This is a genomic window from Paludifilum halophilum (assembly GCF_002245355.1).
Taxonomy (GTDB): domain Bacteria; phylum Bacillota; class Bacilli; order Thermoactinomycetales; family DSM-45169; genus Paludifilum; species Paludifilum halophilum.
Genome location: NZ_NOWF01000003.1, coordinates 81,231 through 106,615 on the forward strand (window position 1 = coordinate 81,231; position 25,385 = coordinate 106,615).

Genomic DNA, 25,385 nt, shown 5'->3' on the forward strand with positions numbered 1-25,385 from the left:
GCAGAGAATGAATCATGTCCCCGTATATAAGACCGGTACTCCCGGCAATTTTTCACGAAACCACCAGCCCGCCTCCGGACGCCTTGTCACAACCCAGGCAACCCCTCGAACATCCAGTCGGGCAACTCCCCATTCATTCCGGCTTAACTGCACCCGGGGATAACCGATTCCAGCAAAGGCGAGTACGGTATCCCCATAACGGAAGCACTCTGTAACACAAATGCGAAGAGGATATCCCCGGGAAGAGCGAAGGAAATGAATCGGTTCAAATCCGATCCGCTTCGATAGGTGACGGGCATCATCCCGTTGAGCGGGGGCTTTCCGGTACTGACGGTCGGGCGACAAGACAGGGAAATGTCTCGCCAAATAAACATATGGAATTCCGTGCAAAAACATCGGTCACCCACTCCCCTATCCATCTCCTAATGAAAGGTAAATTTAACCGATTCCTCCAAATGAGAAACCTCTGCCTCCATTCCTGCGTTGACAAAAGCGTCAAGCCCATACCGACAGGAAAGGAGATGTTTCTAACATGCGCAAAATCCGATACCTTACCATGACTTTGGTTTTTGCCTTATCACTGGGGATTGCCGGAATGGCGCCTCTCGACGCTGTACATGCGGAATCGGAAGCATCCGCCGTGGACCGGATCACCTCCGATTCCATCCTGGAGAACTTTGTACAGTGGATCTTCTCGGAGGAAAAGGAAGTAGAGGAAAAACACACAGAAGAGTCGGTTCAACCGACTCCGGCAGTGAAGCATTCCCCGGACTCTTCCGGTTCTTCAAAGTCTTCCTCCTCGGATCATAAATCCATTCAACCGATCGAACAAAAAGTGGTGGAATTGGTCAATCAGGAACGCTCCAAACGCGGTTTGAAGCCCTTGAAAGCGGACGCCGAGTTGTCCGCAGTCGCCCGGGATAAATCGCAGGATATGGCGGAAAACCATTATTTCTCCCACCAATCCCCGACTTACGGATCCCCCTTCGATATGATGAAGGATTACGGAATTCAGTACCGCACCGCAGGGGAAAATATTGCCGCCGGTCAAACTTCCGCCGAACAAGTGGTTCAAGGATGGATGAACAGCGACGGACATCGCAAGAATATCCTGAATCCGGAATTTACGACGATTGGTGTAGGATACGTTAAAGGTGGTTCCTACGGCCATTACTGGACCCAAATGTTCACCGGGTGATCGGATCCGGTATTCTCCAAGCCCCCCCTCCCGCTCCGGGAGAGGGGGCTTTTTCGATTTCCAGCGCAACGGCTTTTGCATTCAGGAGAACACATGTCTCGTCTCGATCGCTGATGATCAGATACTCCCGGTAGGAATGAGCCAAGCCGATGGAAACATAGCATGTGACAGCAAGACTCTCCGCATTCATAAAAAAAAGCCGTAAGGCATTTGATTCATTCGGTACAGATTCCTCCCATCACTCCAGTTGTATCGACACCATCGAAAAAGGAGGGATTTCAAACGCTTCACCAGCGAACGCACCGCCGACCGCCATCGGCGAAAAGATCGGAGGGACGCCCGCTGAAGGGGATCCCTCTAGACCGGACATGGCCGGTATTGTCCGCTCTTCCTTTGGCACTGACGGAACTGGAACAGGATGAGGTTTTTCCGTCGCTTTCGGCAAACCAGATTTCCAGCTACCTGGACGAATCGATTCGTTTTGGACGGGAATCTGCTGAAGGATATGCCTATGACGGCAACTTGACCCGCTGGATGGACCGGATGATTCACGCCGGAGTCCGTATCCGATTTGCAGACAGAAAAAACGGAAACCATACCGAATGGGTCCGCGCCCAATACCGTCGAAAGCCCCCATCGATCTACATTTATCGATTCTCCTTGGAACAGCTGAAACAATTTTTTCACCGCTCCGGCTACCGTGTTTCGGAGAACGATCTGATCGCTCTTCACCTTTTCCACGAATGGTTCCACCATCTGGAATATTCCCGGCTGGGCCGTACAGATCTTCAACTGCCCAAAGCGGTTAAAAAACGGTGGGGACCTCTCACCCTGAAGCAACCACTCCCCCGTCTTCGGGAAATCGCCGCCCATGCTTTCACTCAGAAGGCAATGGATTTGCCCTGGTTCCCCCTCTGGCTGGATCACTTGCTCCTGCTCTCCGAACAGGGCTGGTCCAAAACGCGCATCCGGGAACACTTTCATCAAATAAAGAATCGATACCGACAGATTATGGAACCGGAAGAAAGGCGATAGTAGAAACTAACTTTTCATAAACGGATGGCCGGCCCCCTCAAGGTGACCGGCCATCCGTTTGGTGTGCGGTAAAAGCTATTTTTTTTCCACTGTGGTCGCTTCGGCATCGACGAACTGTTCCACAAAATAGCGGGGATTCAGTTTTTCCCCGGTAGCCTGTTTTAGCCACTCATTCCAGGGCAAACGGGCTCCAGGCTTAAACAGCCGATCCCGAAGAAACGGTCCGGCTTCTTCCCGTTCTACGAGAGGGTGCGAAGTCTTCAACTCCCGTCGCATGGTCTCCAGAATCTGTGAAGCCATCAATTCCCCCAGAAGATAGTTCTGATAATAAACCGGTGCGACGGCGAGATGGATTTTGGAAGCCCAATCCGGTTGATTCCGGTGCTCCGGACGGGGCAGAAACTGAAACTGTTCCACATAGTCCCACCAGCGTTGGTTTAAATTCCTGTCCGGATCGGTGTAAAGGTCCCGTTCGAAGTAAACCATGACCAGACACCAACGAACAAAGACCAGCATATCCAAGATCGATTGTTTTCGAATCGACTCCCGCACTTCCTTCAGCCGCTCTTCCGGGACACCGGCAATGCACCGCAACCATTCCGGATCTTTACCCAATCGACCCATCAGCATGGCAACCGCTTCCGTCGCTGAAATGTGAGCCGGTTGGCGCAAAAGATATGGGAGATCGCGATCATGGTATTTGTCATAAACTCCGTGTCCCAACTCATGGAGCAACGTGTTCATCCAATAGGCATCAGAACGGAGGTTGCACAGAACCCGGGTATCCCCTGCCCGATCGATATCCATACAAAAAGCGTGCTGGGATTTTCCCTCCCGTTCATACAAATCACTCTGTTCCAGGATAACCGCGACATCCAGCCCGATGCCCCGATAGGTCCGGTCAGCCAAATCCTCCAACTTCTTCTCTTTAAAAAAATCGTCCATATTCGCTTCAAATACTTTGGGAGCTTCCTGAAAAAACGGATCCTCATAATGCCATGGGCGAATCCCTTCCGGCCGCAGGAAATCATACCGCCCGGCTACCGTTTTATCCATCTCCTTCTTCATATCGGAAAAGGGCTGATCGGTTTGCTCCTTCAGCTCTTCCAGCAGAGTGAATAACTCCGATTCATCGATTTCGTTCAGCGAGAGAGACATTTGGTAAAAATCGCGATAACCGAGGGCCTCGGCTGTCTCATTCCGCAAACGGACCAGTCGAAGCAATCGGTCCTTCACCTGAGCCCCCACTTGTTTACTCGCTTTCCACAGATCTTTTCGTTTATAGGTATTGCGTTCACGGCGGAAAGCTTCTTTGATTTCGTTATCGGAAACCTTTTCACCGCGATATTCGGCGCGAAAGTTGACAAAAATGCTCTCAATTTCCGTCTCCAGACGAACCCGCTCTTCAATCTGTTCCGGCTTCATCTGATTTCCGACGAATTCAGCGTATAATAAGTCGATCTGCCGCCGGATCAAAGGGTCCTGCAGAGAAGCGTCCCGCAGCTTCTTCAAGGTTTGAAACCTTTCGGCATCGGCGTATATCGCGAGAAGCTCCTTGACCGATCGTGCATATTCTTCTTCGTATCGTTTTTCCCCGGTTGTAGATGCCTTCCAGTAGGCCTCGGCGGTTTTCCGGTTCAGAGATTGGATTTCAGGCACAATGTCATCTAAAAATGCTTTCGCTTTTTCCTCCATGGATCGCTGCCTCCTCTGCCTTTCTCGTTTTTCTCTTTCTCGAATCACAAGAAAATCTCCTCCTGAACCGCGACGGAATCGATCCGGTCCACCGGTCTGCATGAGTTGTCTCCCGAAGGGCCAATCTAAATCCAGGAGGTGTCTGGCGATGGATCAACCCTACCTTTGCCCCACCTGCGGAACCAACCGAAGCCGATTCAACCTGATCGAACAAGTCGTGCGTTCCGTCAAAAAAGACCCTGTCAGCGGAGAAATCACTGAGCGGGTCAGCGCCTCCGATCCCCTTCAGGCTCCGTACCGAGGCGATCGGTATCGGGTTCAGTGCGGTGTCTGCGGTGTCATCGAACCGGAGGAGCGCTTTATCAAGACCGCTCAGCAAAATGCGGAACAAAACCCCATCTGAGAACACGAAAGAAGGGCCCCGGCCGGGGCTCTTCTCTTTTTTCATCCTGACGGCATGATACAATGGTTATATAATAGGGTCGATCCCTGCGAAGTGACCGCCGAGAAAACGGACCGGTGGATCGGCCTCCGCGTTTTCAGCGGCGGTGTGAGAATCCGCAGCAAAGGAGTTGGACTGATGAAAGCGATAAAAGAAAGCTTACTTCAACTGATTACTGAAACCTCGACCAACCTTCCGCCGGATGTGAGAGAAGCGATCCGAAAAGCCAAAGAAAAGGAAGATGCGGGAACCCGGGCGGCCTTGGCCCTATCCACCATTTCCGACAATATCGGTATGGCTGAAGAAAATGTTTCCCCTATCTGTCAGGACACCGGAATGCCCACCTTTAAGGTGAAAGTTCCTGTCGGGGTCAATCAAATGGAGATCTCCCGCATGATCCGGGAAGCCGTCGTGGAAGCGACTCAAACCGGGAAGCTCCGTCCCAACTCCGTCGACCCCCTGACCGGGGAAAACAGCGGAAACAACCTGGGGGAAGGGGTTCCTGTGATCCATTATGAACAGTGGGAGCTAGACGAAATTGAAGTTCGTCTTATCCTGAAAGGGGGCGGATGCGAAAATAAAAATATCCAGTACAGCCTTCCTTGTGAACTGGAAGGGCTGGGCCGAGCCGGCCGGGATCTGGATGGCATCCGCAAATGCATCCTTCACAGCGTTTACCAAGCCCAAGGCCAGGGGTGCAGCGCCGGTTTCATCGGGGTGGGCATCGGCGGCGACCGGACCACCGGTTATGAGCTGGCTAAAAAACAGCTGTTTCGACGCGCGGACGACACCAACCCCAACGCGGATCTGGCCCGCTTGGAAGATTACATCATGGAAAACGCCAACAAGCTCTCTATCGGGACCATGGGTTTTGGGGGCAATACCACTCTCCTCGGTTGCAAAGTGGGATCGATGCACCGCATTCCCGCCAGCTTTTTCGTCTCTGTCGCTTACAACTGCTGGGCTTTTCGCCGTCAGGGAGTAACGATCGATCCGGAGACAGGTACCATTAAACAATGGCTTTATAAAGACGAACCCCGTACCAAAGAACCGGTGACCGTCACCCCCCCTGCAACAGCAGACCCGGAAAAATCCGGTTCCCGTGAAGTGGTCCTCACTCCTCCCATCAGCGAAGAACAGATTCGCGACTTAAAGGTGGGGGATGTCGTTATCCTGAACGGTGTACTCCACACCGGTCGGGACGCCCTCCACAAATATTTGATGGATCATGACTCCCCGGTTGACCTGCAGGGAAGTGTCCTTTACCACTGCGGCCCGGTCATGCTGAAAGATTCTGACGGCAACTGGCAGGTGAAAGCCGCCGGCCCCACCACCAGTATCCGGGAGGAACCCTATCAATCAGAGATCATCCGCAAATTCGGCATCCGCGCCGTCATCGGCAAGGGAGGAATGGGTCCCACAACCTTGGCGGGATTGAAAGAACACGGTGCCGTCTATCTGAACGCCATCGGCGGTGCCGCCCAGTACTACGCCGATTGTATTACCGATGTAGAAGGAGTTGACTTTCCGGAGTTCGGCATTCCTGAGGCGATGTGGCATTTGAGAGTAAAAAACTTCGCCGCCATCGTCACGATGGACGCCCACGGCAACAGCTTGCATAAAGATGTGGAACAAAATGCACTGGATAAATTGACCAGGTTTAAGGAACCCGTCTTTTCCTGAACCTTGGATCAAACTCCTGTGAAGGCGGTTGGCCAACCGCCTCTTTTTTACTATAAAGATCTTATTCACACCACGAAGAAGAAGGGGTAGAATAAAAAGGGTTAACATGAGAGGAGAACAGAGGTGAGCTTTCCCTTATGAGCGGGCTGAAAGACCGTTTGAAGTCCATCAGAATAAACAAAAAAACCGTTGCCATCATCCTCGGGGGGGCCGCTTTTTTAGCTGCCGCGGGGATCGTCTATTCGTCCACCCAGTCGGGACCAGACTCACAACAAGTGTTGAGCAATTATCTCGATTACTGGGAGCAAAAGGATTATCAGTCGATGTACAGCCTTTTAAGCCGGGAAGCCAAGGAAAACGTGGACAAAAAAACCTTCGTCCAACAACATCGGGACATCGCCAAAGAGATTGAGTTGAAAGAGATTCAACTCAAGATGAAACCGGTCGAAGAAAAGAATGCAGAAACCCTCCCTTTTTCAGTCAAGATGGATTCCGGGCTTGTCGGGGACTTCTCCCTCAACAACAAAGCCCGGATGGTGGAAGATGAAGAAGGGTGGCGGGTCCAATGGACGCCGTCGATGATCTTTCCCGGGATGAAATCCGGAGACCAGGTCAAAGCCGATCGCATCATGACTGGACACCGGGGTGAAATCACTGCTCGGGACGGTAAACCGCTCGCGGTCAACAAGGAGAAAACCGTTGTGGGAATGATCCCGCAACAAGTGAAAGACCCCCGCCAAACCGGTGAGAAATTGGCCGAAGAACTGGATTTAAAACCGGAGACCGTCCAGAAAAAAGTGAAACAGGGAAAAGAGAAAAAACCGGATCAGTGGATCACCCTTCAAACACTGAGTGAAAAAGATAAAAAACGGATTCCGTCACTGCTCAAGATTCCCGGTGTCACCGTTAAAGACGCATCCACCCGCGTTTACCCGGAAAAGGATTTGACCGCCCACCTTACCGGTTATATCCGTCCGATCAAAAAGGAGCAATTGAAAAAACGAAAAGACCAGGGATACCAATCCGGTGATTGGGTCGGGCAGTCCGGTTTGGAAGAAGAACTGGAAAAACAGCTGCGAATCAAGCCCGGATATCGGATTTTAATCACTGATGCCAAAGGACGGCAAAAAGACGTTATCGCAACGACTCCTTCCAAGGACGGTAAAGACTTTCAATTGACCATTGATTTAAAAACACAAAAACAACTGTACCGGGGGATCAAAAAAGACAAGGGAGCCGGAGTGGCCCTCGATCCGGAAACCGGGGAGGTCCTGGGGATGGTCAGTGCTCCCTCCTACGATCCCAACAACTTTATTAACGGGCTGACCCAAAAGGAATGGAAGCGAATTAGCGGGTCCAGCCAACCCCTGGTCAACCGGGCTAAAATCCCTTATTCCCCCGGATCCACGATGAAGCCGCTCACCGCTGCCATCGGACTGGATACCGGAGAAATCACTCCAAAGACCACCTACAATACGGATGAAGGGAAATGGCAAAAAGATTCCAGCTGGGGCGGCTACTATGTCCGGCGCGTGGATAATCCCGGCGGCGGTGTCGATCTGGGAGAAGCTCTGGCCTGGTCCGACAACATCTACTTCGCCCGGGCGGGGCTTAAAATCGGTGGAGAAACCATGATCAAGTACCTGAAAAAATTCGGCTTTGACGATCAGATGGATTTCGTCATGGATGTCAAACCTTCCCAATACTCCAACGATCAAAAATTCAGCAACGAAATCCAACTGGCCGACACTTCCTACGGTCAAGGACAACTTTTGATCAGTCCTCTTCACTTGGCGGCGACCTACACCACCTTTACTAACGACGGAAACATGCTGAAACCGCGGTTAATCAAGGAAAAGAAAAAGGAACCGGAAGTGTGGAAAAAGCATGTTGTCGAACCTAAAGTGGCTAAAAAAGTGTACGACCTGCTGACTGGAGTCGTCAACAAACCCAAAGGATCCGCGAGAGACTTAAAAACCTCCGGTGTTCGCCTGGGTGCCAAAACCGGAACCGCAGAACTGAAAGCCAGCCGGGACAGTAAAGACCAGCGCCAACTGGGTTGGCTCGCCTGGATCGCCGGTCCAAAAAAGGAAAATCCGGATATTGTCGTCGCTGCCATGGTCGATGAAGTTCAGGACCGCGGCGGAAGTCATTACATCTTTCCAGCCGTCAAAAAGATGCTGGAAGAACGTTATCAATAAAAAATCAACAGAGGATACGAAAGCGGGATGCCACGAATGCATCTCGCTTTTTTCATCCCAGACCCTTGTATGCGAATCCCTCCACCTTGAAACGGGGAGGATTTCCAACAGCACCCCTAAAATATTCCTCATTAAAGGAGCGCGGGAAATGAAACATCTTGAACCGCTTCCTCGTCTATATATGGAAGAAGGGGGTTTTCAATCATGGACAAGAAAAAAATTCAATCCATTGCATGGGTGACACTAATCGGATTGTTTGTCTTCAGTTTCACCCTGATACCCGCCACCGTATCAGCGGATGCGGTGACCGGTGAAACAGTGGTTACACTGGGTCAGGATCTGACACCGGAACAGAAGCAATCGATCCTTCAAGAAATGGATGTGGACGACGGTGTCAAACAAATTGAGGTAACCAACGAGGAAGAGCACCAATACCTCGGAAATTATCTCAGTAAAGCCACCATCGGCACCCAGGCGCTTTCCTCCGCCAAGATCACAATGGCGGAAGAAGGAACGGGAATCCAAGTCCAAACCAACAACATTACGACGATTACCGAACAGATGTATACCAATGCGTTGATTACCGCGGGGATCAAAGACGCAAACGTTTATGTGACCGCTCCGGTACGGGTTTCCGGAACCGCCGGCTTGACCGGGATCCTGAAAGCCTTTGAAGCGGCGGCGGATCAAAACATCAGCGAAGAGCAAAAACAAGTCGCCAATGAAGAGATGGTCCGTACATCGGAACTCGGGGAAAAAGTGGGCAAACAAAAAGCGGCTGAGTTTATGAACCGGGTGAAACAGGAAATCGCCGAAAAACAACCTCAAACGGAACAAGAAATCAGGGATATCATCGTCAATGTGGCCGGAGACCTCAATATCAATCTAAACAATCAGGATGTGGACCAGCTGACCCAATTGCTTCAAAAGTTCTCTGAGCTGAACATCGACTGGGATTCTCTCCGCGGGCAACTGAATGAACTGGGTAAAGTTCTGCAATCGGAAGAAGCCCAGGGCTTTTTTGACCGATTGTTGGCGTGGCTGTCTGACCTGCTCCACTCGCTGAAAAACCTTTTTTCCTCTTGAACACGATCTTTCCGCCTAACATATGATCCATCAACACGTGCCTGAGAAAATCCGTTAAAGGGCTGGGTTGAAGCACCCCGCCCTTTTTTCATCCGATATGCAAAAATCCCGCACCATCAGTGCGGGATAAAAGGTTGTCAGATGGACAACCACTTCCGGAAAATATGTTTGGTACCTTCCCTGTTCATCCGTGCAATCGCCGTCGTCAACGGAATGCCTTTTGGACAGGCCTGAACGCAGTTTTGGGAGTTGCCGCATTCCTGCAGCCCGCCGTCTTCCAACAACGACTCCGTCCGTTCTTCCTTGTTCATCGAACCTGTCGGATGGGAGTTGAATAAATCCACTTGCCCCACAGCAAAGGGACCGATGAAATCGGAACGGGAATTCACATTGGGGCACGCCTGCAGACAGACACCGCAAGTCATGCACTTGGAAAGCTCATATCTCCACTGCCGATCCGTTTCCGGCATGCGCGGCCCGGGGCCCAGATCATGGGTCCCATCAATGGGCACCCATGCCTTCACTCGCTTGAGGGCATCAAACATCCGACTGCGATCCACCACCATATCCCGCATCACCGGGAACGTATTCATCGGCTGGACGCGAATCGGCTGTTCCAGTTCATCGATCAGAGTGGAGCAGGCCTGGCGGGGGGTTCCATTGATCACCATGGAACAGGCTCCGCACACTTCTTCCAGGCAGTTGGCTTCCCAGGAAACCGGGGAAACTCTTTCTCCTTTGCTGTTCACCGGGTTACGCTGAATCTCCATCAAGGAGGAGTTTACCGTCATATTGGGACGGTACTCCAGTTCAAACTCCTCGGTGTAGGGTTGGGCATCGGGAGAATCCTGACGCGTGAGGATGAAACGGACGGTTTTCTTGGCTGTTTCCGTTTGTTGCTCACTCATTGTTTCTCCGCCCCCTTCTCCGCTTGTTTCGCTACGTCATAACGGCGTGGACGGGGTTTAATAAGGGAAACGTCCACATCTTCGTATTCAAAGGCGGGGCCGTTATCCGTATATTTAGCCTTGGTGGTTTTCAACCAATCTTCGTCATTCCGGTCCGGGTAATCCGGCTTGTAATGGGCTCCCCGGCTCTCATTCCGATTATAGGCACCGATGGTCATTACGCGGGCCAACTCCAGCATGTTCCACAGCTGGCGTATAAACATGGCCGGCTGATTGCTCCAGCGGCTGGTATCGGTCACGTTGATCCGCTGATAACGCTCCATCAGCTCCTGAATTTTTTCATCGGTTTTCTTCAGTCGATCGTTATAGCGAACCACGGTCACATTATCCGTCATCCACTCGCCCAACTCTTTATGAAGTTTGAACGGATTTTCGTCCCCATCCATCTGCAGGATCTTCTCATACGCTTCCTCTTCCTTTTTCTGCTCGCTTTCAAACACGGAAGAGGGAAGATCCAGGGCTGAGCGGTCCAACCCGCGGATGTATTCCAGGGCGTTGGGACCGGCGTTCATCCCGCCGTAAATGCAGGAGAGGAGCGAATTGGCACCGAGCCGGTTGGCACCGTGGTATTGATACTCACACTCCCCGGCGGCAAACAGACCGGGAATATTGGTCATCTGGTTAAAATCGACCCATAACCCTCCCATGGAATAGTGAACCGCCGGAAAGATCTTCATCGGAACCTTGCGCGGGTCTTCTCCCATGAACTTCTCGTAGATCTCGATGATTCCGCCCAGTTTAATATCCAATTCTTTGGGGTCTTTGTGGGACAGGTCGAGATAGACCATATTCTCCCCGTTCACCCCGAGTTTCTGGTTGACACAGACATCAAAGATGGCCCGCGTGGCGATATCCCGAGGCACCAAGTTTCCGTAGGAAGGGTACATCTCTTCAAGGAAATACCAGGGCTTGCCGTCCTTGTAGGTCCAGACGCGCCCCCCTTCGCCCCGGGCGGACTCGGACATCAACCGCAATTTATCGTCTCCGGGAATCGCTGTCGGATGAACCTGGATAAACTCTCCGTTGGCGTAGTAGGCCCCTTGCTGATAAACGGCACTGGCCGCCGTACCCGTGTTGATCATGGAATTGGTCGACTTGCCGAAGATGATCCCCGGACCTCCGGTCGCCAAGATCACGGCATCGGCGGGAAACGATTGGATCTCCATACTCCGTCGATCCTGGGCTACAATCCCCCGGCAACGTCCTTCGTCGTCCTGAACGATGGAAGTGAACTCCCAGTGTTCATACTTTGTCACATTGCCGGCGACTTCCCAGCGACGCACCTGCTCATCCAGAGCGTAAAGCAATTGTTGACCGGTGGTCGCACCCGCAAAGGCCGTCCGGTGGTGCTTGGTTCCGCCGAAACGGCGAAAATCCAGCAATCCTTCCGGAGTCCGATTAAACGGGACTCCCATTCGGTCCATCAGGTAAATAATCCCCGGCGCAGCTTCACACATGGCTTTCACCGGCGGTTGGTTGGCCAGGAAGTCTCCCCCGTAAATCGTGTCATCAAAGTGTTCCCAGGGGGAATCCCCTTCCCCTTTGGTATTTACCGCACCATTGATACCGCCCTGGGCACAGACCGAGTGCGATCGACGGACAGGAACGATAGAAAAGAGATCGACGTCGGCTCCCGCCTCGGCCACTTTGACCGTAGCCATCAGACCGGCAAGGCCGCCGCCTACAATAATGACTTTTTCCTTCATTTTTGGAGTGCCCCCTTTTAGCGTTGAGCCAGCTGTTCCGTAAAGCTAGGATCGGCAAATGCGAATAGGGCGCTGATTCCCAAATAGGATACCAGAACGAATACAACGGCCCACACCACAGTGGAAGCCCGCTGAGCGCGGGGGCCGACGGTAATTCCCCAGCTGACCAGGAACGACCACATCCCGTTGCTGAAATGAAAGACCGCCGCAATAACCCCGATTAAGTAAAGAATAAAGTACAGGTCATTGGACAGAATATCCGCCGTTCGATGGGCGAGTTCCCTGGAAGTGTCGTTATACAGCGCAACCTGGATTCGTGTTTGCCACACGTGGATGGTAACGAAAATCAGGGTAATGACCCCGGTCGCTCGTTGCAGCATAAACATGATGTTGCGAAAGGTGCTGAAATTGCCGACATTGTTTTTCGAAGTGAAAGCGATGTACAATCCATAAATACCGTGATACAGGAGAGGCAGGAAAATAAAGAAAATCTCCAAAACAACCAGGAACGGAATGTTCCAAATCCATTCTACCTGCTCCTGAAAAGCCTTAGCTCCGTCGACTGCGTAACGATTGGTCCATAAATGCTCAAGCAAAAAAAAGCCGACTGGGATCACACCCAGCAGGGAGTGCAACCGTCGATTAAAAAAACTACGGTTCTCGCTCATCTTTTGCCCCCCATTAATCGAATGATATCCCCTATTATGGTTAGCGTTTTACCTTCTTTCCAAAGGTTAACCGGCAATAAGCCGGCATTCTCGAGAGAATTTTTAGATCCTGTGGAAAGAAGTATCGAACCTGCTGACGTTTTTATTGTACTCCCAACCCTGACAAAGCGTCAAGTTAGGCGGTTCAGCCGCTTCAGCCAGTCCATTCTTTCGTCACAACAGATCTTTCGAAAGAAACGATTCGATTTCCCTTCCGGTCTGCTTAAAATCCACCAAAAAAGCATCATGACCATATTCCGAGGAAATTTCCACCAAACGGCTGCTCTTATTCATGCGGAATAACCCATCGTGGAGTTCTCTCTGCTGTTGGATGGGAAACAACATATCTTCCCGAATGCCGATCACCAGCACAGGGGATTGAATCAACCGCAACGCCTTTTCCTTGCCTCCGCGGCCTCTCCCGATATCGTGGGTGTCCATCGCTTTCAGTAGACGGAGATAGGTATTGGCATCAAACCGGTTGACTAGTTTGCGTCCCTGATAGCGAAGGTAGCTTTCGATTTGGAAGACGGACTCCGAACTCCGTTGGGAACCGCCGTAATCCTGGAGGTTCCGGCTGAACCGTTTCTCGAACAGTTCAGCTGTGCGGTATGTAATCATCCCCATCATGCGGGCTATCGACAATCCCTTGACCGGGCCCGGGCCCGGATAGTAATCCCCTTCGCAAAAATCCGGATCCGACAGGATCGCTTGACGGCCCACATCGTTATAGGCGATCGCCGTCGGGGACAGAGCGGCGGCAGTGGCAATGGGGATCAGCTTGCCCACCCGATCGGGATACAACACGCCCCATTCCAACACCATCATTCCACCCATTGAGCCCCCGATCACCGCATGCAGTGAAGACACTCCCAACCGATCCAGACAGAGACGTTGCACATGAACCATATCCCGAATGGTGATGAAAGGGAATTGGGAACCGTATGGCTGTCCCGTCGCCGGGTTGACCGACGACGGTCCCGTGGTTCCGTCGCACCCTCCCAGTACATTCATCGTGATCACAAAATACCGGTTCGTATCGATATAGCCGCCGGGACCGATTAAACCGTCCCACCAGCCCGAATCCCCCTCTTTGCCCACAGCATGGGAATCTCCGGTCAGGGCATGGCAAACCAATACGGCGTTATCCTTTTCCGGAGTCAGTGTACCGACTGTCTCCACCGCCACTTCCACCGTTTCAATGCGTTGTCCGGACTCCGGTGTATACGAACCGATCGGAACCACTTGTTTTTGGGACGTTCTTACGGTAAGCGGCATCCATTTTTCCTCCTTCTCCACGGATGTCACAACAAAAAACCCCTCTTCAAGATGCGAAGAGGGGTTTTTCAGTCGCTATCAGCCGACTAACGCCTCTTCTCATCTTCCAGGACCTGATCGTCCTGCAGGAATTGGCACCTTTCTCTCTTTCAAGGAAGAGAGGGGTTGCCGCGGCATCATCAGGCCAGTCCTTCCGCCGCTCTGGATAAGAAGATATCCGGTCTGTATGGAATTGTTGTTATCATATGACGTTTCAAACAAACTGTCAAGGGGGATCGGACTCGGGTTACCGCTGGATCGGGTTACTTCTCTGAAAAAGCATGTGCCGGGGAGTTTCCGTCTTTTTTACTTGGACCCGATATGGACTTTCACATTGTTGTTTTCTCCGCTGACTGACGGAGCCTGTGGATGTTCCAGCCAGCAAGATACGCGATGAGAATCGGAAACCTCCGTTTCTTCCGGCATTTCTTCATGACAAATATGCATCGCATGGGGACAACGGTCGGCGAAGGGACAACCCTTCGGCGGATCAAACAGATCCGGAGGCGACCCGGGAATCGGGTGCAACTCCACATCCTGCTGCCAGTCCAAGCGAGGCATGGACCCCATCAAACCCCAGGTGTAGGGATGGCGGGATCGGTTGAAGATCTCCTCCACCCGGCCGGTCTCTACGACTTTGCCTCCGTACATAACAGCGACCCGCTCGGCGCTTTCCGCCACAACACCCAAATCGTGTGTAATCAGGATAATCGCCGTTTCTGTCTTGTGCTGAAGTTCCTTCATCAGCTCCAGGATTTGCGCTTGGATCGTCACATCGAGGGCTGTCGTCGGTTCGTCGGCGATCAGGATTTTCGGGTTGCAAGCCAGAGCGATAGCGATCATTGCACGCTGCCGCATACCGCCGCTGAACTGATGAGGATATTGGTTCACCCGCTTTTCCGGCAAGGGAATCCCCACTAGGCGGAGCATTTCCACGGCACGCTTCTTCGCATCGGAGAGATTCATCTTCTGATGCCACTTCAATCCCTCCATGATCTGCTTTCCCACTGTCATGGTCGGATTGAGAGAAGTCATCGGGTCCTGAAAAATCATCCCGATTTCCGAACCGCGGAGCCTGAACATATCCCGCTGGGAAACCTTGGTCAAGTCTTTTTCTTCAAAAAGGATTTCACCCTGCTTGATTTTACCCGGGGGCGAAGGAATCAACCGCATCACAGACTGGGCCGTAACACTTTTTCCGCTTCCGGATTCCCCTACGATCGCCAGCGTTTCCCCTTTTTCCAGATGCAGATCGACTCCCCGCACCGCATGAACTTCTCCGGCATAGGTCTGAAACGATACATGCAAATTATTGATTTCCAATACGTTTTTCATCGGCCTCTCCTCCCTTCTTTACTTCCTCATCTTCGGATCCAAAGCATCCCGCAAACCGTCACCCAAAGCGTTAAACGCCAGCAGGGTCAAGCTCAGGAAGAAAGCCGGGAAAAAGAGGCGCCACCACTCATCGGATAAAACCACGACCAGGGCGTCATTGATCATCGTTCCCCAGCTGGCGACGGGGGCTTGCACTCCGAGACCGAGAAAGCTCAGGAACGCTTCGGCAAAAATGGCATTGGGAACGGTAAACGTCAGCATCACGATAATCGGACCCAACGTGTTGGGAATCAAATGCTTGCTCATCAACCAATCCGTGCTGGCCCCCAGTGTCTGGGACGCCATGACATATTCCTGCTCTTTTAACTGCAGTACCTGGCCGCGGACCAGACGGGCCATATTGAGCCACCCAGTCGCAGTGAGGGCGATAATAATCGTCAAGACCCCCGGTCCCATCACGACAAGCAGCAAAATCACCACCAGCAGATAAGGGAGTCCCCATAAAACATCGACAATCCGCATCATCACTTCGTCGGTGCGACCGCCCCGATAACCGGAGATCCCTCCATAAATCACCCCGATGATCAAATCGATCAAGGCGGCCACCACACCGATGGTCAAGGAGATCCGGGCCCCGTACCAGGTACGGACAAACACATCCCGGCCCAGTTCATCCGTCCCGAACCAGTGCCCCCCGGAAGGGGAAATATTTTTCCCGTCGCCCAGGTCCTGCTCGTAGTAAGTGTAAGGCTGCATAAAAGGACCCGCGATCGCCATGGCGACCAACAAAATAATCATGAACAACCCGGCCATCGCCAGCTTGTTCTGCTTCAATCGATTCCAGACATCCTGCCAGTAAGTGAGGCTGGGACGCCGCAGTGTTTCTATATCAACAGCTCGCTTCGGAGCCCGTTCGAATTTTTCAGCCGGTATCGCCATCCCGATCACGCCTCCTTTTTACCGAGTTTAATGCGAGGATCAATGTAACCGTAGGCCAAATCGACGAGAAAGTTCATCAGGATCAAAAAGGCGGAGAAAAAGATGGTCGCACCCATGATCACCGGATAATCCCGGTTGATGATGCTTTCGACAAAGTATTTGCCGATCCCCGGGATGGAAAAGATCTTCTCAACCACGAAACTGCCGGTCAGAATCGCCGCGGTCAAGGGACCGATCAGGGTGATGACGGGAATGATCGCGTTACGCAAAGTATGAAAGCTGATCACCCGGATTGGCGGCAATCCCTTGGCCCGGGCAGTGCGAATATAATCCTGTCCCAGTACCTCCAGCATGCTGGAGCGCATCAGGCGCGTCACCAGGGCCAGCGGAGTAAAAGCGAGGGCGATCGAAGGCAGGATGGTCTGATCGAAATTTCCCCAGCCGGCGATAGGGAGAAGTTCCCAATTCAACCCAAAATATTTTTGGAAAAGGGGAGCGATGACGAAGTTCGGGATGGACAGGCCGATCACCGCCAATACCATCAGGCTGTAGTCCGACATTCTGTTTTGCCGGAGTGCGGCTACGGTTCCCATCAAAATCCCGGCAAAGATCGCCAAAATCATCGCCTGTGCCCCCAGCTGGGCGGAAACGGGGAAGCCGTCCGCCAGCATGTCATTCACCGAACGGTTCACATTTTTGATAGAGAAACCCAAATCGCCGTGAATCAGGTTATTCATATAGACGACATACTGCATCGGGAGCGGCTTGTCCAATCCATACTGCGCCTTGAGATTTTCCAGGGTGCTCTCCGGCAGCTTCTTCTCCGAGGTGAAAGGATCTCCGGGAATGGAGTTCATCAAGATAAAAGTGAGCGTGGATATCAACCAAAGCGTGATCAACATGATCAATAAACGTTTACCGATATATCGAAGCATGGACTCCACCTCCTCTGTCTGGATCAGACATGGGAAAGTCACCCCAAGAAGGGGTGACCATTTCTCATCCCTTGAATCAGGCTTACTCCTCGGTCAGGTACGCTTCTCGGAAGTCAAAGCTGGCGTCTTTTTTATAAATCACATTTTTCACGTGATCTTTTTGCAGGATGAACTCCGTGTAAAAGTAAATGGGAATGATCGGCATTTCTTCCATCAGGATTTCTTCCGCTTCATGCATTAACTTCGACCGTTTCTTCTGATCATTCGTCGACTTGGCTTTCTCGATCAGCTCGTCGTATTCCTCATTGTGCCAGTTGGCTTTGTTTTGATCGGACTCCGTCGTGTACATGTCGAGATAGGTCATCGGATCGATGTAGTCCGGAAGCCACCCCTGACGGGACATCTGAAAGTCTCCGTTACTTTGCTTCTCCAGAAAGACCTTCCACTCGGAGTTTTGCAGCTTCACATCGACATCCAAGTGTTTTTTCCACATCTGTTGAAGGGCTTCAGCGATTTTCTTGTGGCTGTCATCGGTATTGTAATCCAGGGTGATCTCAGGGAGTTTATCGATTCCCTCTTCTTCCATTCCCTCTTCCAGAAGTTCCTTGGCTTTCTCCGGCTGGGCGGAGGATTTTTGATATTGACCGTGCTGTTTCACCCATTCCTCACCGTTGGCAGGATCCGGCATCCCCCAGGGAACCCATCCGTTGGAAGGAGCTTCTCCTCCCTGGGTTACATCCTCCACGATCTTTTTCCTGTCGATGGCCAGAGCGAAGGCTTTGCGGATTTTCTTATTGTCGAAGGGCTCTTCCTCAAGGTTAAAGATATAAGAGTAACTGCCCAATTTCTTCTTGGTTTCCACTTCGCCCTTTTCCACCAATTCAGGAATCAAATCCACGGGAAGCGAATTCTTATCGCCGTAATCCAACTTTCCGGATTTAAAGAGCTGGTAGGCGGTCTGCTCCTCCTGGTTGAAGGGTACGTTGATTTTGGACAGTTTCACCTTGTCAGCATTCCAGTAGTCTTCATTCTTTTTCAGTTCGATTTTGGAGTCATGCTCCCAAACATCCAACGTAAAAGCACCGTTGCCGACATAGGTGTCCGCGTTTGCCGCCCATTTCCCGTTCTCTTCCACTACATCCTTGTTCACCGGCAACAAGGTGTAGAAAGCGGTCAAGGAAATAAAATACGGAGTCGGCTGTTTCAGTTCCACTTTCAGCGTCTTATCATCGACGGCATCCACACCGACTTCGTCCGCCTCGGCTTCACCGGCGTTGTATTCTTCGCCGTTTTTCAAATAAAACAACTGGTACGCATAGATCGCTCCGGTATCCGGGTTGAGCACCCGCTTCCAGGCGTATTCGAAGTCCTCCGCTGTCACCGGATCGCCGTTGGACCATGTGGCGTCCCTCAGGTGGAACGTGATTTCTTTTCCGTCATCACTCACCTCCCACTCCTTGGCGATCCCCGGCTTCGGATTCCCGTCCTTATCGATGTTGACCAGCCCTTCCAGCACATGGCGAAGAATATGACCGGACTGGGAATCCTGCGCCTTGGCCGGATCCAAGCTGGGCGGTTCACTGACAATCATACCGATATCGAGTACCTGATCGTCGGATGCTTGACTGGAGCCGCCGCCGCACGCCGCCAGAAAAACCATGCTTAAGACGGTGAAAGCGGCTACAAGTTGAGTCATCCTCCTCTTACTTCTCATCATTCAAAACCCCCTTGAAGAAAAGTGAGCTCGGTCACCGAAGTTCCATCCCGGTTCCCTTTATGGTTACAGCCTCTTTGCAGATAAAAGAACCGGACTATACGAAATAAAATTGACAAGAGCTGTCCGGGAACGCAGACTTTTTGAAATCCGGAATATATCCGGAAGAGAGATTCCTTCGGACCTTTAGAAATTTCGTCCAACTTTTTATCTCCTTCAGAAGCCATAACCTATGCCCATTTTACTATATTCCTCTTTTCTTAAAAAAATCCTTCCTACCGGGACCATTTTTTCTCCATTTTTCGACCGGAAATAAAAACCTGAAAAGGACTTTTGTCCTTTTCAGGTTTATTCCTGACAAATATTGATCTTTTTCTAGGAAGAAGCCCCGACCAGTGTCTGTTCTTCCACATCGAGGCCAAAAACGGAATGAAGCTCCCGAACTGCCTTCTCTGCCTGGTTTTTGGCAATCGCACAGGAGATTTTGATCTCCGAGGTGGAAACCATTCGGATTCGAATCCCGGCTTCGCTTAAAGAAGTAAACATTTTGGCGGCCACTCCCGGATGGGTGACCATCCCCGCACCGACAGCAGAAACTTTGGCCAATCCGGTTTCGGAGACCACTTCCAGGTACTTCAGCTCTTCCCCATGGTCTTCAATCACCTTCTCAGCCTGCTCCCACTCTTCTTCATGGACGCTGAAAGCCACATCGATCCGATCATTGTCGTGATCGCTGGTCACAATCATATCCACGTTGATATGGGCCTCCGCCAACACTCCGAACAAAGTTGTCAGCGCGCGAGTCTGATTGGGCAGCCCCAGAACTTTGATCCGTGCAACCTGCAAATCGTGGGCAATTCCTCGTACATTCAGTTCTTCTTCCATATTGGCAGCCTCCTTGACCCAGGTTCCTTCTTCATCGACAAAGCTGGACCGAACCACCAGAGGCACCCGATGGGTCATCGCGCACTCGACGGAACGCGGGTGAAGAACCCCCGCCCCCAGGTTGGCCAATTCCAGCATTTCTTCGTAGGAAATCTCCTTCAGCTTGCCCGCCTGGGGAGCCATTCTCGGATCGGCTGTAAAAACGCCGGTGACATCGGTGAATATCTCGCACCGGTCCGCCTCCAATGCCGCCGCCAATGCTACAGCCGTGGTATCGGAGCCGCCCCGGCCAAGGGTCGTAATTTCTCCGTCGGAAGACACTCCCTGAAATCCGGCGACGACGACGATTTCGCCCTGGTCCAAAGATTGACGAACGCGTTGGGTATCGATTTCTTCAATCCGTGCTTTTCCGTGAATCGGATCAGTTTGAATTCCGGCTTGCCAACCGGTCATCGGACGGGCTTTTAAGCCCCTCTCCATCAAAGCCATCGATAAGAGAGCGATCGACACCTGTTCGCCGGTCGTCAATAATACATCCATCTCTCTTTGGGGAGGTGGATCACTCATCTGGCGGGCCAGGGAAACCAGCTCATCGGTGGTTTTTCCCATCGCCGACACGGTGACCACGCATTGATCCCCGTCGGCATGGGATTTGGCAATTCGTTCAGCCACCTTCCGAATGCGTTCCACACTGCCGACCGAGGTTCCGCCAAACTTCTGTACGACTAGTCCCATTTGTCCGTGTGATCTCCTCTCCTGTTTTCGAATAAGAATTTCCCCATGGATAAGAAAAGGCCACAGCGGGAAGTTCCAGCTGTCGCCCTAACCATCGGCACGTACCAGCCTCACTTGTTCCCGGTGAAATAGTGCTCCACAGAAAACATCCAAGTTTCTCCGTGACAGTCCCGCTCCTGTTCGGCAACGGGTCCAGCTCCTCCCCCAGCGGTAAAGGGAAAGAACTTCGGCGAACGCCCCTTTCCCCGCCGGTCTTCGGAACCGCACCTCCCGGTGGCTACTGATGGTCATCCGCTCCTCTAATCACTCGTGCTCGTGAGGTATTCAATTGTTAAGTACCTTTTATATGGGAAAACAGGCTCGATCGATCCAGCAACCTTCTCGCCGTTCCCCCATTTTTATTGTCTCTGATGTTATCATACCGTATATGGATGAACAACAGCCTTCAACCGCTTCCTGAAGTCCCTCGTCATCCTGAAAAGCCCCGCATCAAACATGCGAAAACCATGCTCTACATTCCTCCACTTCTCTGGAAACTCCTTGCGGATGAGCTCTTTTCGCGATTACCGATACCCCTTTAGGATCGACTGCAACTTGGCGGCGATCGGATATTCCATGTCCCTCCTCGCCCCTGTTTATTGATTAAGACATCGGGACTGTGTTTCCAAAAAAAGCTGAACACTCTCGACATAAAACCTTAACTTGCAGTCCCCTGCTGAAAAAGTATAATGGGGGTATACAGAGAACGTAAACGAAGGCTTGGTCGGAAAAACCCGACGGGCCCCCTTTGCAAGGGAGTGAACCCTATGACTCAAATCGGTATCCCGGGTTTCATCCTGATCGTGCTGGTCGCCCTGATCCTGTTCGGTCCCGGCAAACTTCCGGAACTGGGACGGGCTGCCGGTCGCACTTTGCGGGAATTTAAGGACTCGGTCTCCGGCATCACCGACGACCGCAACAGCGACGAAAAGGGCCATACGACGGAATCCAAGTCCGAGGAGGCATCCGGGCAGGAATCCGATCTGCATAAAACCCACGGAGAGGTCAAACGGTGAAGACCGCTTTCCGTAAAAAAACCGGCCGACCGGGCCCAACCCGGTCGGCCGACTTTCGTTCAAAAGCGTTATTCGCCCGATTTTTCACGTACCTCCCGGTGCCCCGTTTCCTCCGATTGCTCGACGAAACTTAGCGCTCGAGACCATTCCCGGGGCCGGTTCATATTGAAAAGGGCCCGATCAGGATTGGCGCAGGACTCCATCTCCTCCCTGTCCACATAACCGACACGAAGTTCCTGTAAAAAATCGGTCACTCGCCGTTCCCGGCAGTACAGCCGACGTTCCAGAACCGGAAGACAACGGCGTTGATAAACAGCAAAAAGGGGATGAGTCCGTTCCCCGTCCTGAGGAACCACCGCATCCACTCCTTCCGATCGGGAAAAAAGAAGCCGGGCCAATTCAGGGGAGGCAAAAGGCATATCACAGGCGACAACCAGATTGGGACCGCAGGTGGATACCGACAACCCGGCATGAATTCCGGCCAAGGGACCTTGACCCGGATAACGGTCGGAAACAACGGGAATCCCCCGAGTTTCACAGGATAAACCCGCGCCGGCAACGATGACCGGGTTTCCGATCCCTTTCAACCGGCGCAAGATACGACAACCCATCGATTCCCCCTTGAACGGCAGGAGGAATTTATCCCGCCCCATCCGACGGGATTCCCCCCCGGCCAGGAGGATCACTCCCCTTTCCGGGTTCTTCTCCACTCTCATCAACCCCCCGGGTCGCCGGTTTCTTTCCAATCCTGTTGCAAACGGGTTAAGATTTCCCGAGCCAACTTGTCACCGATTCCCGCTTTGCGGTATTCCTCCACTTTCGCTTGACGCATCTTCTCCACAGATCCGAAGTGCTTATACAACATCTGTTTCCGCTTTGGACCCACTCCGGGGATATCGTCCAGCACGGATCGGACCATCGCTTTACCCCGGGTTTGCCGGTGGAAGGTAACGGCGAAGCGGTGCACCTCCTCCTGGATCCGCTGAAGCAGGTAAAACTCCTGACTGCCCCGCCGAAGGGCGATTTCCTCGGGCGAATCCCCGAATAGCAGGCTGGCAGTCCGGTGACGGTCATCCTTGACCAGCCCGGCCACGGGGATAAACAGACCCAACTCATTTTCCAACACGTCGACAGCGCTGGACATCTGACCCCGTCCTCCGTCAACGATGACCAATTCCGGCAAAGGCAGATCTTCCTTTAATACCCGAGTGTAACGGCGGCGGATCACTTCCCGCATCGTCTCAAAATCATCCGGCTTGTCCACTGACCGAATTTTAAACTTCCGGTATTCTTTCTTCTCCGGAGCACCGTCAATGAACGTCACCATGGCCGATACCGGATCCGCTCCCTGGATGTTGGAGTTGTCAAAAGCCTCGATCCGTTTGGGATAGCCGATTTCCAAGGCTTCCCCGAGACGGCGGGTGGCTTCGATCGTCCTCCCTTTATCCCGTTCCATCAGCTTGAAACGCTCTTCCAAAGCAATTCGGGCGTTTTGCTCCGCCATTTGCAACAATCGTTTTTTCAGTCCCCGTTGAGGGACGCGAACCTGTACCCCGCTCAGCCATTGATCGATCAAATCGACATCCGCATTGTCGGGGAGGTTGATCTCCTTGGGCAAGGCTGGTTTTTCGTGGTAAAACTGGGCCACGTAGGAGGTAAAGTCCTCTTCTTCTTTCCCGTAATGGGGAAAAACGGCCACATCCCGTTCCATCAGCTTACCCTGACGCACGAAAAAGGCCTGAACGCACATGATTCCCTTGTCCGCCGCATAACCGAAAACATCCCGGTCGATACGGTCATTCAGGGTGATGTTTTGCTTCACCATCACCGCCTCAATGTGCTTAATCAGATCCCTGAGTTCCTTGGCCCGTTCAAAGTTGAGCTCCTCTGCGGCTTTCTCCATTTTTCGCCTCAGGTCTTTTTGTACTTCCTGGTACCCGCCGTTTAAAAAACGGATGATATTTCGGATCATCTCATCATACTGGGTCGGATCGACATCGAATTCACAGGGAGCCAAGCACTGTCCCATGTGATAATACAGACAAACCCGCTTCGGAAGGGTTCGACACTTGCGAAGCGGATACAGTTTATCCAACAGCTTTTTGGTCTCCTGTGCCGCCAATGCGTTGGGATAAGGACCGAAATAACGGGATCCGTCCCGTTTGACATTCCGGGTGACCTCCAAACGCGGATGCTCTTCCTTGGTCAAACGGATATAAGGGTAGGATTTGTCATCCTTCATCAACACGTTGTAATATGGTCGATGCCGTTTGATCAGGTTGGCTTCCAATATCAGCGCCTCGGTGGCACTTTCAGTTACGATATATTCAAAGTCAACGATATCGGCAACCATCCGTTGGGTCTTTCCGTCATGACTGCCGGTAAAATACGAACGAACCCGGCTGCGAAGGTTTTTCGCCTTACCGACATATATGGTTTTCCCACGGATGTCCTTCATCAGATAACAGCCCGGTCGATCCGGAAGGAGAGAGAGTTTCTCCCGGATTCCTTCGTTCATATCCACTTCCTCCTTACCCCTTATGTTACCACAGAACGGCTACATTTGTACCCGGCTTCCCTTTGACGAAGCCGGTATACTTAAAAATCCCCCTCTCCTGAAACGCCAGAAAAGGGGAAGGCGTTAAAAGAGCTGGTCGCATCCAATCCGTAAGAAGCGCTTGTCCCCTCTCCCGCGAAAGGATACGATGGATTTATAAAAACAATGATCATGGGAGGGATCTGTTTGGGGGAGTCCATCCAACTGCTTAATCGCCACGGAATGAAGCTGTGGCTCGGTTCCTTGATCGGCGGACTGGTGGTTCTCATTTTTTTACTGATACCGCACTTATTTATCGGAATGGTGCTGCGTTCCGAAATATCCGCCCTGCGGGGAATCATCAAAGATCTGGCTTCGTCGCCCGACCGCTTTCAGCAGCTCGGGACAGAAGCCGGTCGACTGCTGAACCTCTTCCACACCGGAGGAACGGTCGTTATTACCTACTTCGCTCTGGTCCTTCTGATCACCTTATTGGTCCATGTTTTCTATACTGCCGGTTTTGTCGGCAGTCTGCGCAATGCCGCGTTAGAAGGGAGCGTCTCTCCGGGCCATTTTTTTTCTTATGGAATCCGGTATATGCTCCGCCTTCTGCTTCTTTTCCTGCTTCAAGGGGTAACGGTGCTTGTGCTGGCCGTCCCGGCCGCAATCAGCATTCTTTTGGTCCAAGGTCAGCCGACCTGGGTCATGATCGCCTTTTCTGCAGTCGGAGGAGCTCTTCTCTTGCTGAACAGCATCGCCTTCAGTCATTCCCTGATCGTGATGTTCGCAGAAGAAATGGGGGCCTTTCGTTCCTATGCCTATGGCTTTAAAGTGATTTTTGTCCGCTTGGTACCCGCTTTGGTTTCCATCCTCGGATCCGCCCTTTTCGGGGTTCTGGGAATGGCGGGGGTGATCTTGCTCTCTCTTTTTCCCTGGCTTCTTCTGCAGATCTTTGATGACGGGGCTGTCGCTCTACTCGTCGGAGCCACCTTCGGGGCCATTCTCTTTTGGCTGTTGGTTGTCTTTCCTCCGATGCTTTCCTTCGGGCTTTTGTTCACCCGGTACTTCACTCACATTCAAAACCGTCTATTCCCTGAGGATGACCAGGAACCGGTCCTTGTCACACCAACGATCGACGACGGGGAAGCCGGAAACCGATCCGGATAATCCGACCCCGTGCAGAAAGCGGCGCAGAAGAGAGGATTTCTTCTGC

Annotated in this window: 22 protein-coding genes and 2 riboswitches; of the genes, 8 read left to right on the forward strand and 14 right to left on the reverse strand. The window is 52.2% G+C overall.

Annotation, left to right across the window (positions count from 1 at the left end):
• Positions 1–12: 12 nt before the first annotated feature.
• Positions 13–396, reverse strand: coding sequence for a hypothetical protein (locus CHM34_RS05555; RefSeq protein WP_094263617.1), 384 nt, complete (start codon positions 394–396; stop codon positions 13–15).
• Positions 397–532: 136 nt separating this feature from the next.
• Between CHM34_RS05555 and CHM34_RS05560 the strand changes: the two genes are divergently transcribed.
• Positions 533–1,198, forward strand: a complete 666-nt coding sequence (locus tag CHM34_RS05560) for a CAP domain-containing protein (RefSeq protein WP_094263618.1) — start codon at positions 533–535, stop codon at positions 1,196–1,198.
• Here CHM34_RS05560 and CHM34_RS05565 read toward each other — a convergent pair.
• Positions 1,188–1,388: a hypothetical protein gene (locus CHM34_RS05565; protein WP_094263619.1), complete on the reverse strand. Its 201-nt coding sequence runs from the start codon at positions 1,386–1,388 to the stop codon at positions 1,188–1,190. The two genes, CHM34_RS05560 and CHM34_RS05565, sit on opposite strands and share 11 nt — an antisense overlap.
• Positions 1,389–1,408: 20 nt before the next feature.
• Here CHM34_RS05565 and CHM34_RS05570 point away from each other — a divergent pair, with 20 nt between their 5' ends.
• Complete coding sequence (locus CHM34_RS05570) at positions 1,409–2,233, forward strand: hypothetical protein (RefSeq protein ID WP_141201636.1); 825 nt, start codon at positions 1,409–1,411, stop codon at positions 2,231–2,233.
• Between the two features lie 75 nt (positions 2,234–2,308).
• Here the strand turns inward: CHM34_RS05570 and CHM34_RS05575 are convergent, their stop codons facing one another.
• Positions 2,309–3,928, reverse strand: a complete 1,620-nt coding sequence (locus tag CHM34_RS05575) for a M2 family metallopeptidase (protein ID WP_169713606.1) — start codon at positions 3,926–3,928, stop codon at positions 2,309–2,311.
• A gap of 148 nt (positions 3,929–4,076) precedes the next feature.
• On the opposite strand from CHM34_RS05575, the gene CHM34_RS05580 reads away from it, so the two are divergent.
• From CHM34_RS05580 to CHM34_RS05595, 4 genes are all read left to right on the forward strand, one after another.
• Positions 4,077–4,331: a DNA alkylation repair protein gene (locus tag CHM34_RS05580; protein WP_094263622.1), complete on the forward strand. Its 255-nt coding sequence runs from the start codon at positions 4,077–4,079 to the stop codon at positions 4,329–4,331.
• Positions 4,332–4,508: 177 nt separating this feature from the next.
• Positions 4,509–6,053: a fumarate hydratase gene (locus tag CHM34_RS05585; RefSeq protein ID WP_094263902.1), complete on the forward strand. Its 1,545-nt coding sequence runs from the start codon at positions 4,509–4,511 to the stop codon at positions 6,051–6,053.
• Positions 6,054–6,190: 137 nt separating this feature from the next.
• Complete coding sequence (locus CHM34_RS05590) at positions 6,191–8,254, forward strand: penicillin-binding transpeptidase domain-containing protein (protein ID WP_094263623.1); 2,064 nt, start codon at positions 6,191–6,193, stop codon at positions 8,252–8,254.
• Between the two features lie 204 nt (positions 8,255–8,458).
• Complete coding sequence (locus tag CHM34_RS05595; protein ID WP_094263624.1) at positions 8,459–9,340, forward strand: DUF1002 domain-containing protein; 882 nt, start codon at positions 8,459–8,461, stop codon at positions 9,338–9,340.
• A gap of 137 nt (positions 9,341–9,477) precedes the next feature.
• Here the strand turns inward: CHM34_RS05595 and sdhB are convergent, their stop codons facing one another.
• The 9 genes from sdhB to CHM34_RS05645 form a co-directional block, all read right to left on the reverse strand.
• Entirely contained in the window at positions 9,478–10,248 is a 771-nt protein-coding gene (sdhB, locus tag CHM34_RS05600; protein WP_094263625.1) for a succinate dehydrogenase iron-sulfur subunit, read from the reverse strand.
• Positions 10,245–12,014, reverse strand: coding sequence for a succinate dehydrogenase flavoprotein subunit (gene sdhA, locus CHM34_RS05605; protein WP_094263626.1), 1,770 nt, complete (start codon positions 12,012–12,014; stop codon positions 10,245–10,247). The genes sdhB and sdhA overlap by 4 nt, the downstream gene beginning before the upstream one ends.
• A gap of 17 nt (positions 12,015–12,031) precedes the next feature.
• Positions 12,032–12,682 (reverse strand): succinate dehydrogenase cytochrome b558 subunit, encoded by a 651-nt coding sequence (locus CHM34_RS05610; RefSeq protein WP_094263627.1) that lies wholly within the window; start codon positions 12,680–12,682, stop codon positions 12,032–12,034.
• A gap of 213 nt (positions 12,683–12,895) precedes the next feature.
• Positions 12,896–13,999 (reverse strand): homoserine O-acetyltransferase MetX, encoded by a 1,104-nt coding sequence (metX, locus tag CHM34_RS05615; protein ID WP_094263903.1) that lies wholly within the window; start codon positions 13,997–13,999, stop codon positions 12,896–12,898.
• Between the two features lie 96 nt (positions 14,000–14,095).
• Positions 14,096–14,211, reverse strand: a riboswitch (SAM riboswitch).
• Positions 14,212–14,344: 133 nt separating this feature from the next.
• Positions 14,345–15,373, reverse strand: coding sequence for an ABC transporter ATP-binding protein (locus tag CHM34_RS05620; RefSeq protein ID WP_094263628.1), 1,029 nt, complete (start codon positions 15,371–15,373; stop codon positions 14,345–14,347).
• An 18-nt stretch (positions 15,374–15,391) separates the two neighbouring features.
• Complete coding sequence (locus tag CHM34_RS05625) at positions 15,392–16,312, reverse strand: ABC transporter permease (protein ID WP_094263629.1); 921 nt, start codon at positions 16,310–16,312, stop codon at positions 15,392–15,394.
• Positions 16,313–16,317: 5 nt separating this feature from the next.
• Entirely contained in the window at positions 16,318–17,247 is a 930-nt protein-coding gene (locus CHM34_RS05630) for an ABC transporter permease (RefSeq protein ID WP_094263630.1), read from the reverse strand.
• Between the two features lie 82 nt (positions 17,248–17,329).
• The gene (locus CHM34_RS05635; RefSeq protein WP_094263631.1) at positions 17,330–18,943 is read right to left on the reverse strand and encodes a peptide ABC transporter substrate-binding protein; all 1,614 of its coding nucleotides are present in this window, start codon (positions 18,941–18,943) and stop codon (positions 17,330–17,332) included.
• Positions 18,944–19,336: 393 nt separating this feature from the next.
• Positions 19,337–20,581: an aspartate kinase gene (locus CHM34_RS05645; RefSeq protein WP_094263633.1), complete on the reverse strand. Its 1,245-nt coding sequence runs from the start codon at positions 20,579–20,581 to the stop codon at positions 19,337–19,339.
• A 121-nt stretch (positions 20,582–20,702) separates the two neighbouring features.
• Positions 20,703–20,891: riboswitch (Lysine riboswitch) on the reverse strand.
• 496 nt (positions 20,892–21,387) lie between these two features.
• Here CHM34_RS05645 and CHM34_RS05650 point away from each other — a divergent pair.
• Positions 21,388–21,636, forward strand: a complete 249-nt coding sequence (locus CHM34_RS05650) for a twin-arginine translocase TatA/TatE family subunit (protein ID WP_094263634.1) — start codon at positions 21,388–21,390, stop codon at positions 21,634–21,636.
• A 68-nt stretch (positions 21,637–21,704) separates the two neighbouring features.
• Here the strand turns inward: CHM34_RS05650 and mobA are convergent, their stop codons facing one another.
• Entirely contained in the window at positions 21,705–22,346 is a 642-nt protein-coding gene (mobA, locus tag CHM34_RS05655) for a molybdenum cofactor guanylyltransferase (protein WP_169713607.1), read from the reverse strand.
• A 5-nt stretch (positions 22,347–22,351) separates the two neighbouring features.
• Positions 22,352–24,154, reverse strand: a complete 1,803-nt coding sequence (uvrC, locus tag CHM34_RS05660; protein WP_094263636.1) for an excinuclease ABC subunit UvrC — start codon at positions 24,152–24,154, stop codon at positions 22,352–22,354.
• A 225-nt stretch (positions 24,155–24,379) separates the two neighbouring features.
• On the opposite strand from uvrC, the gene CHM34_RS05665 reads away from it, so the two are divergent.
• Positions 24,380–25,339, forward strand: coding sequence for a hypothetical protein (locus CHM34_RS05665; protein ID WP_094263637.1), 960 nt, complete (start codon positions 24,380–24,382; stop codon positions 25,337–25,339).
• Positions 25,340–25,385 lie beyond the last annotated feature (46 nt).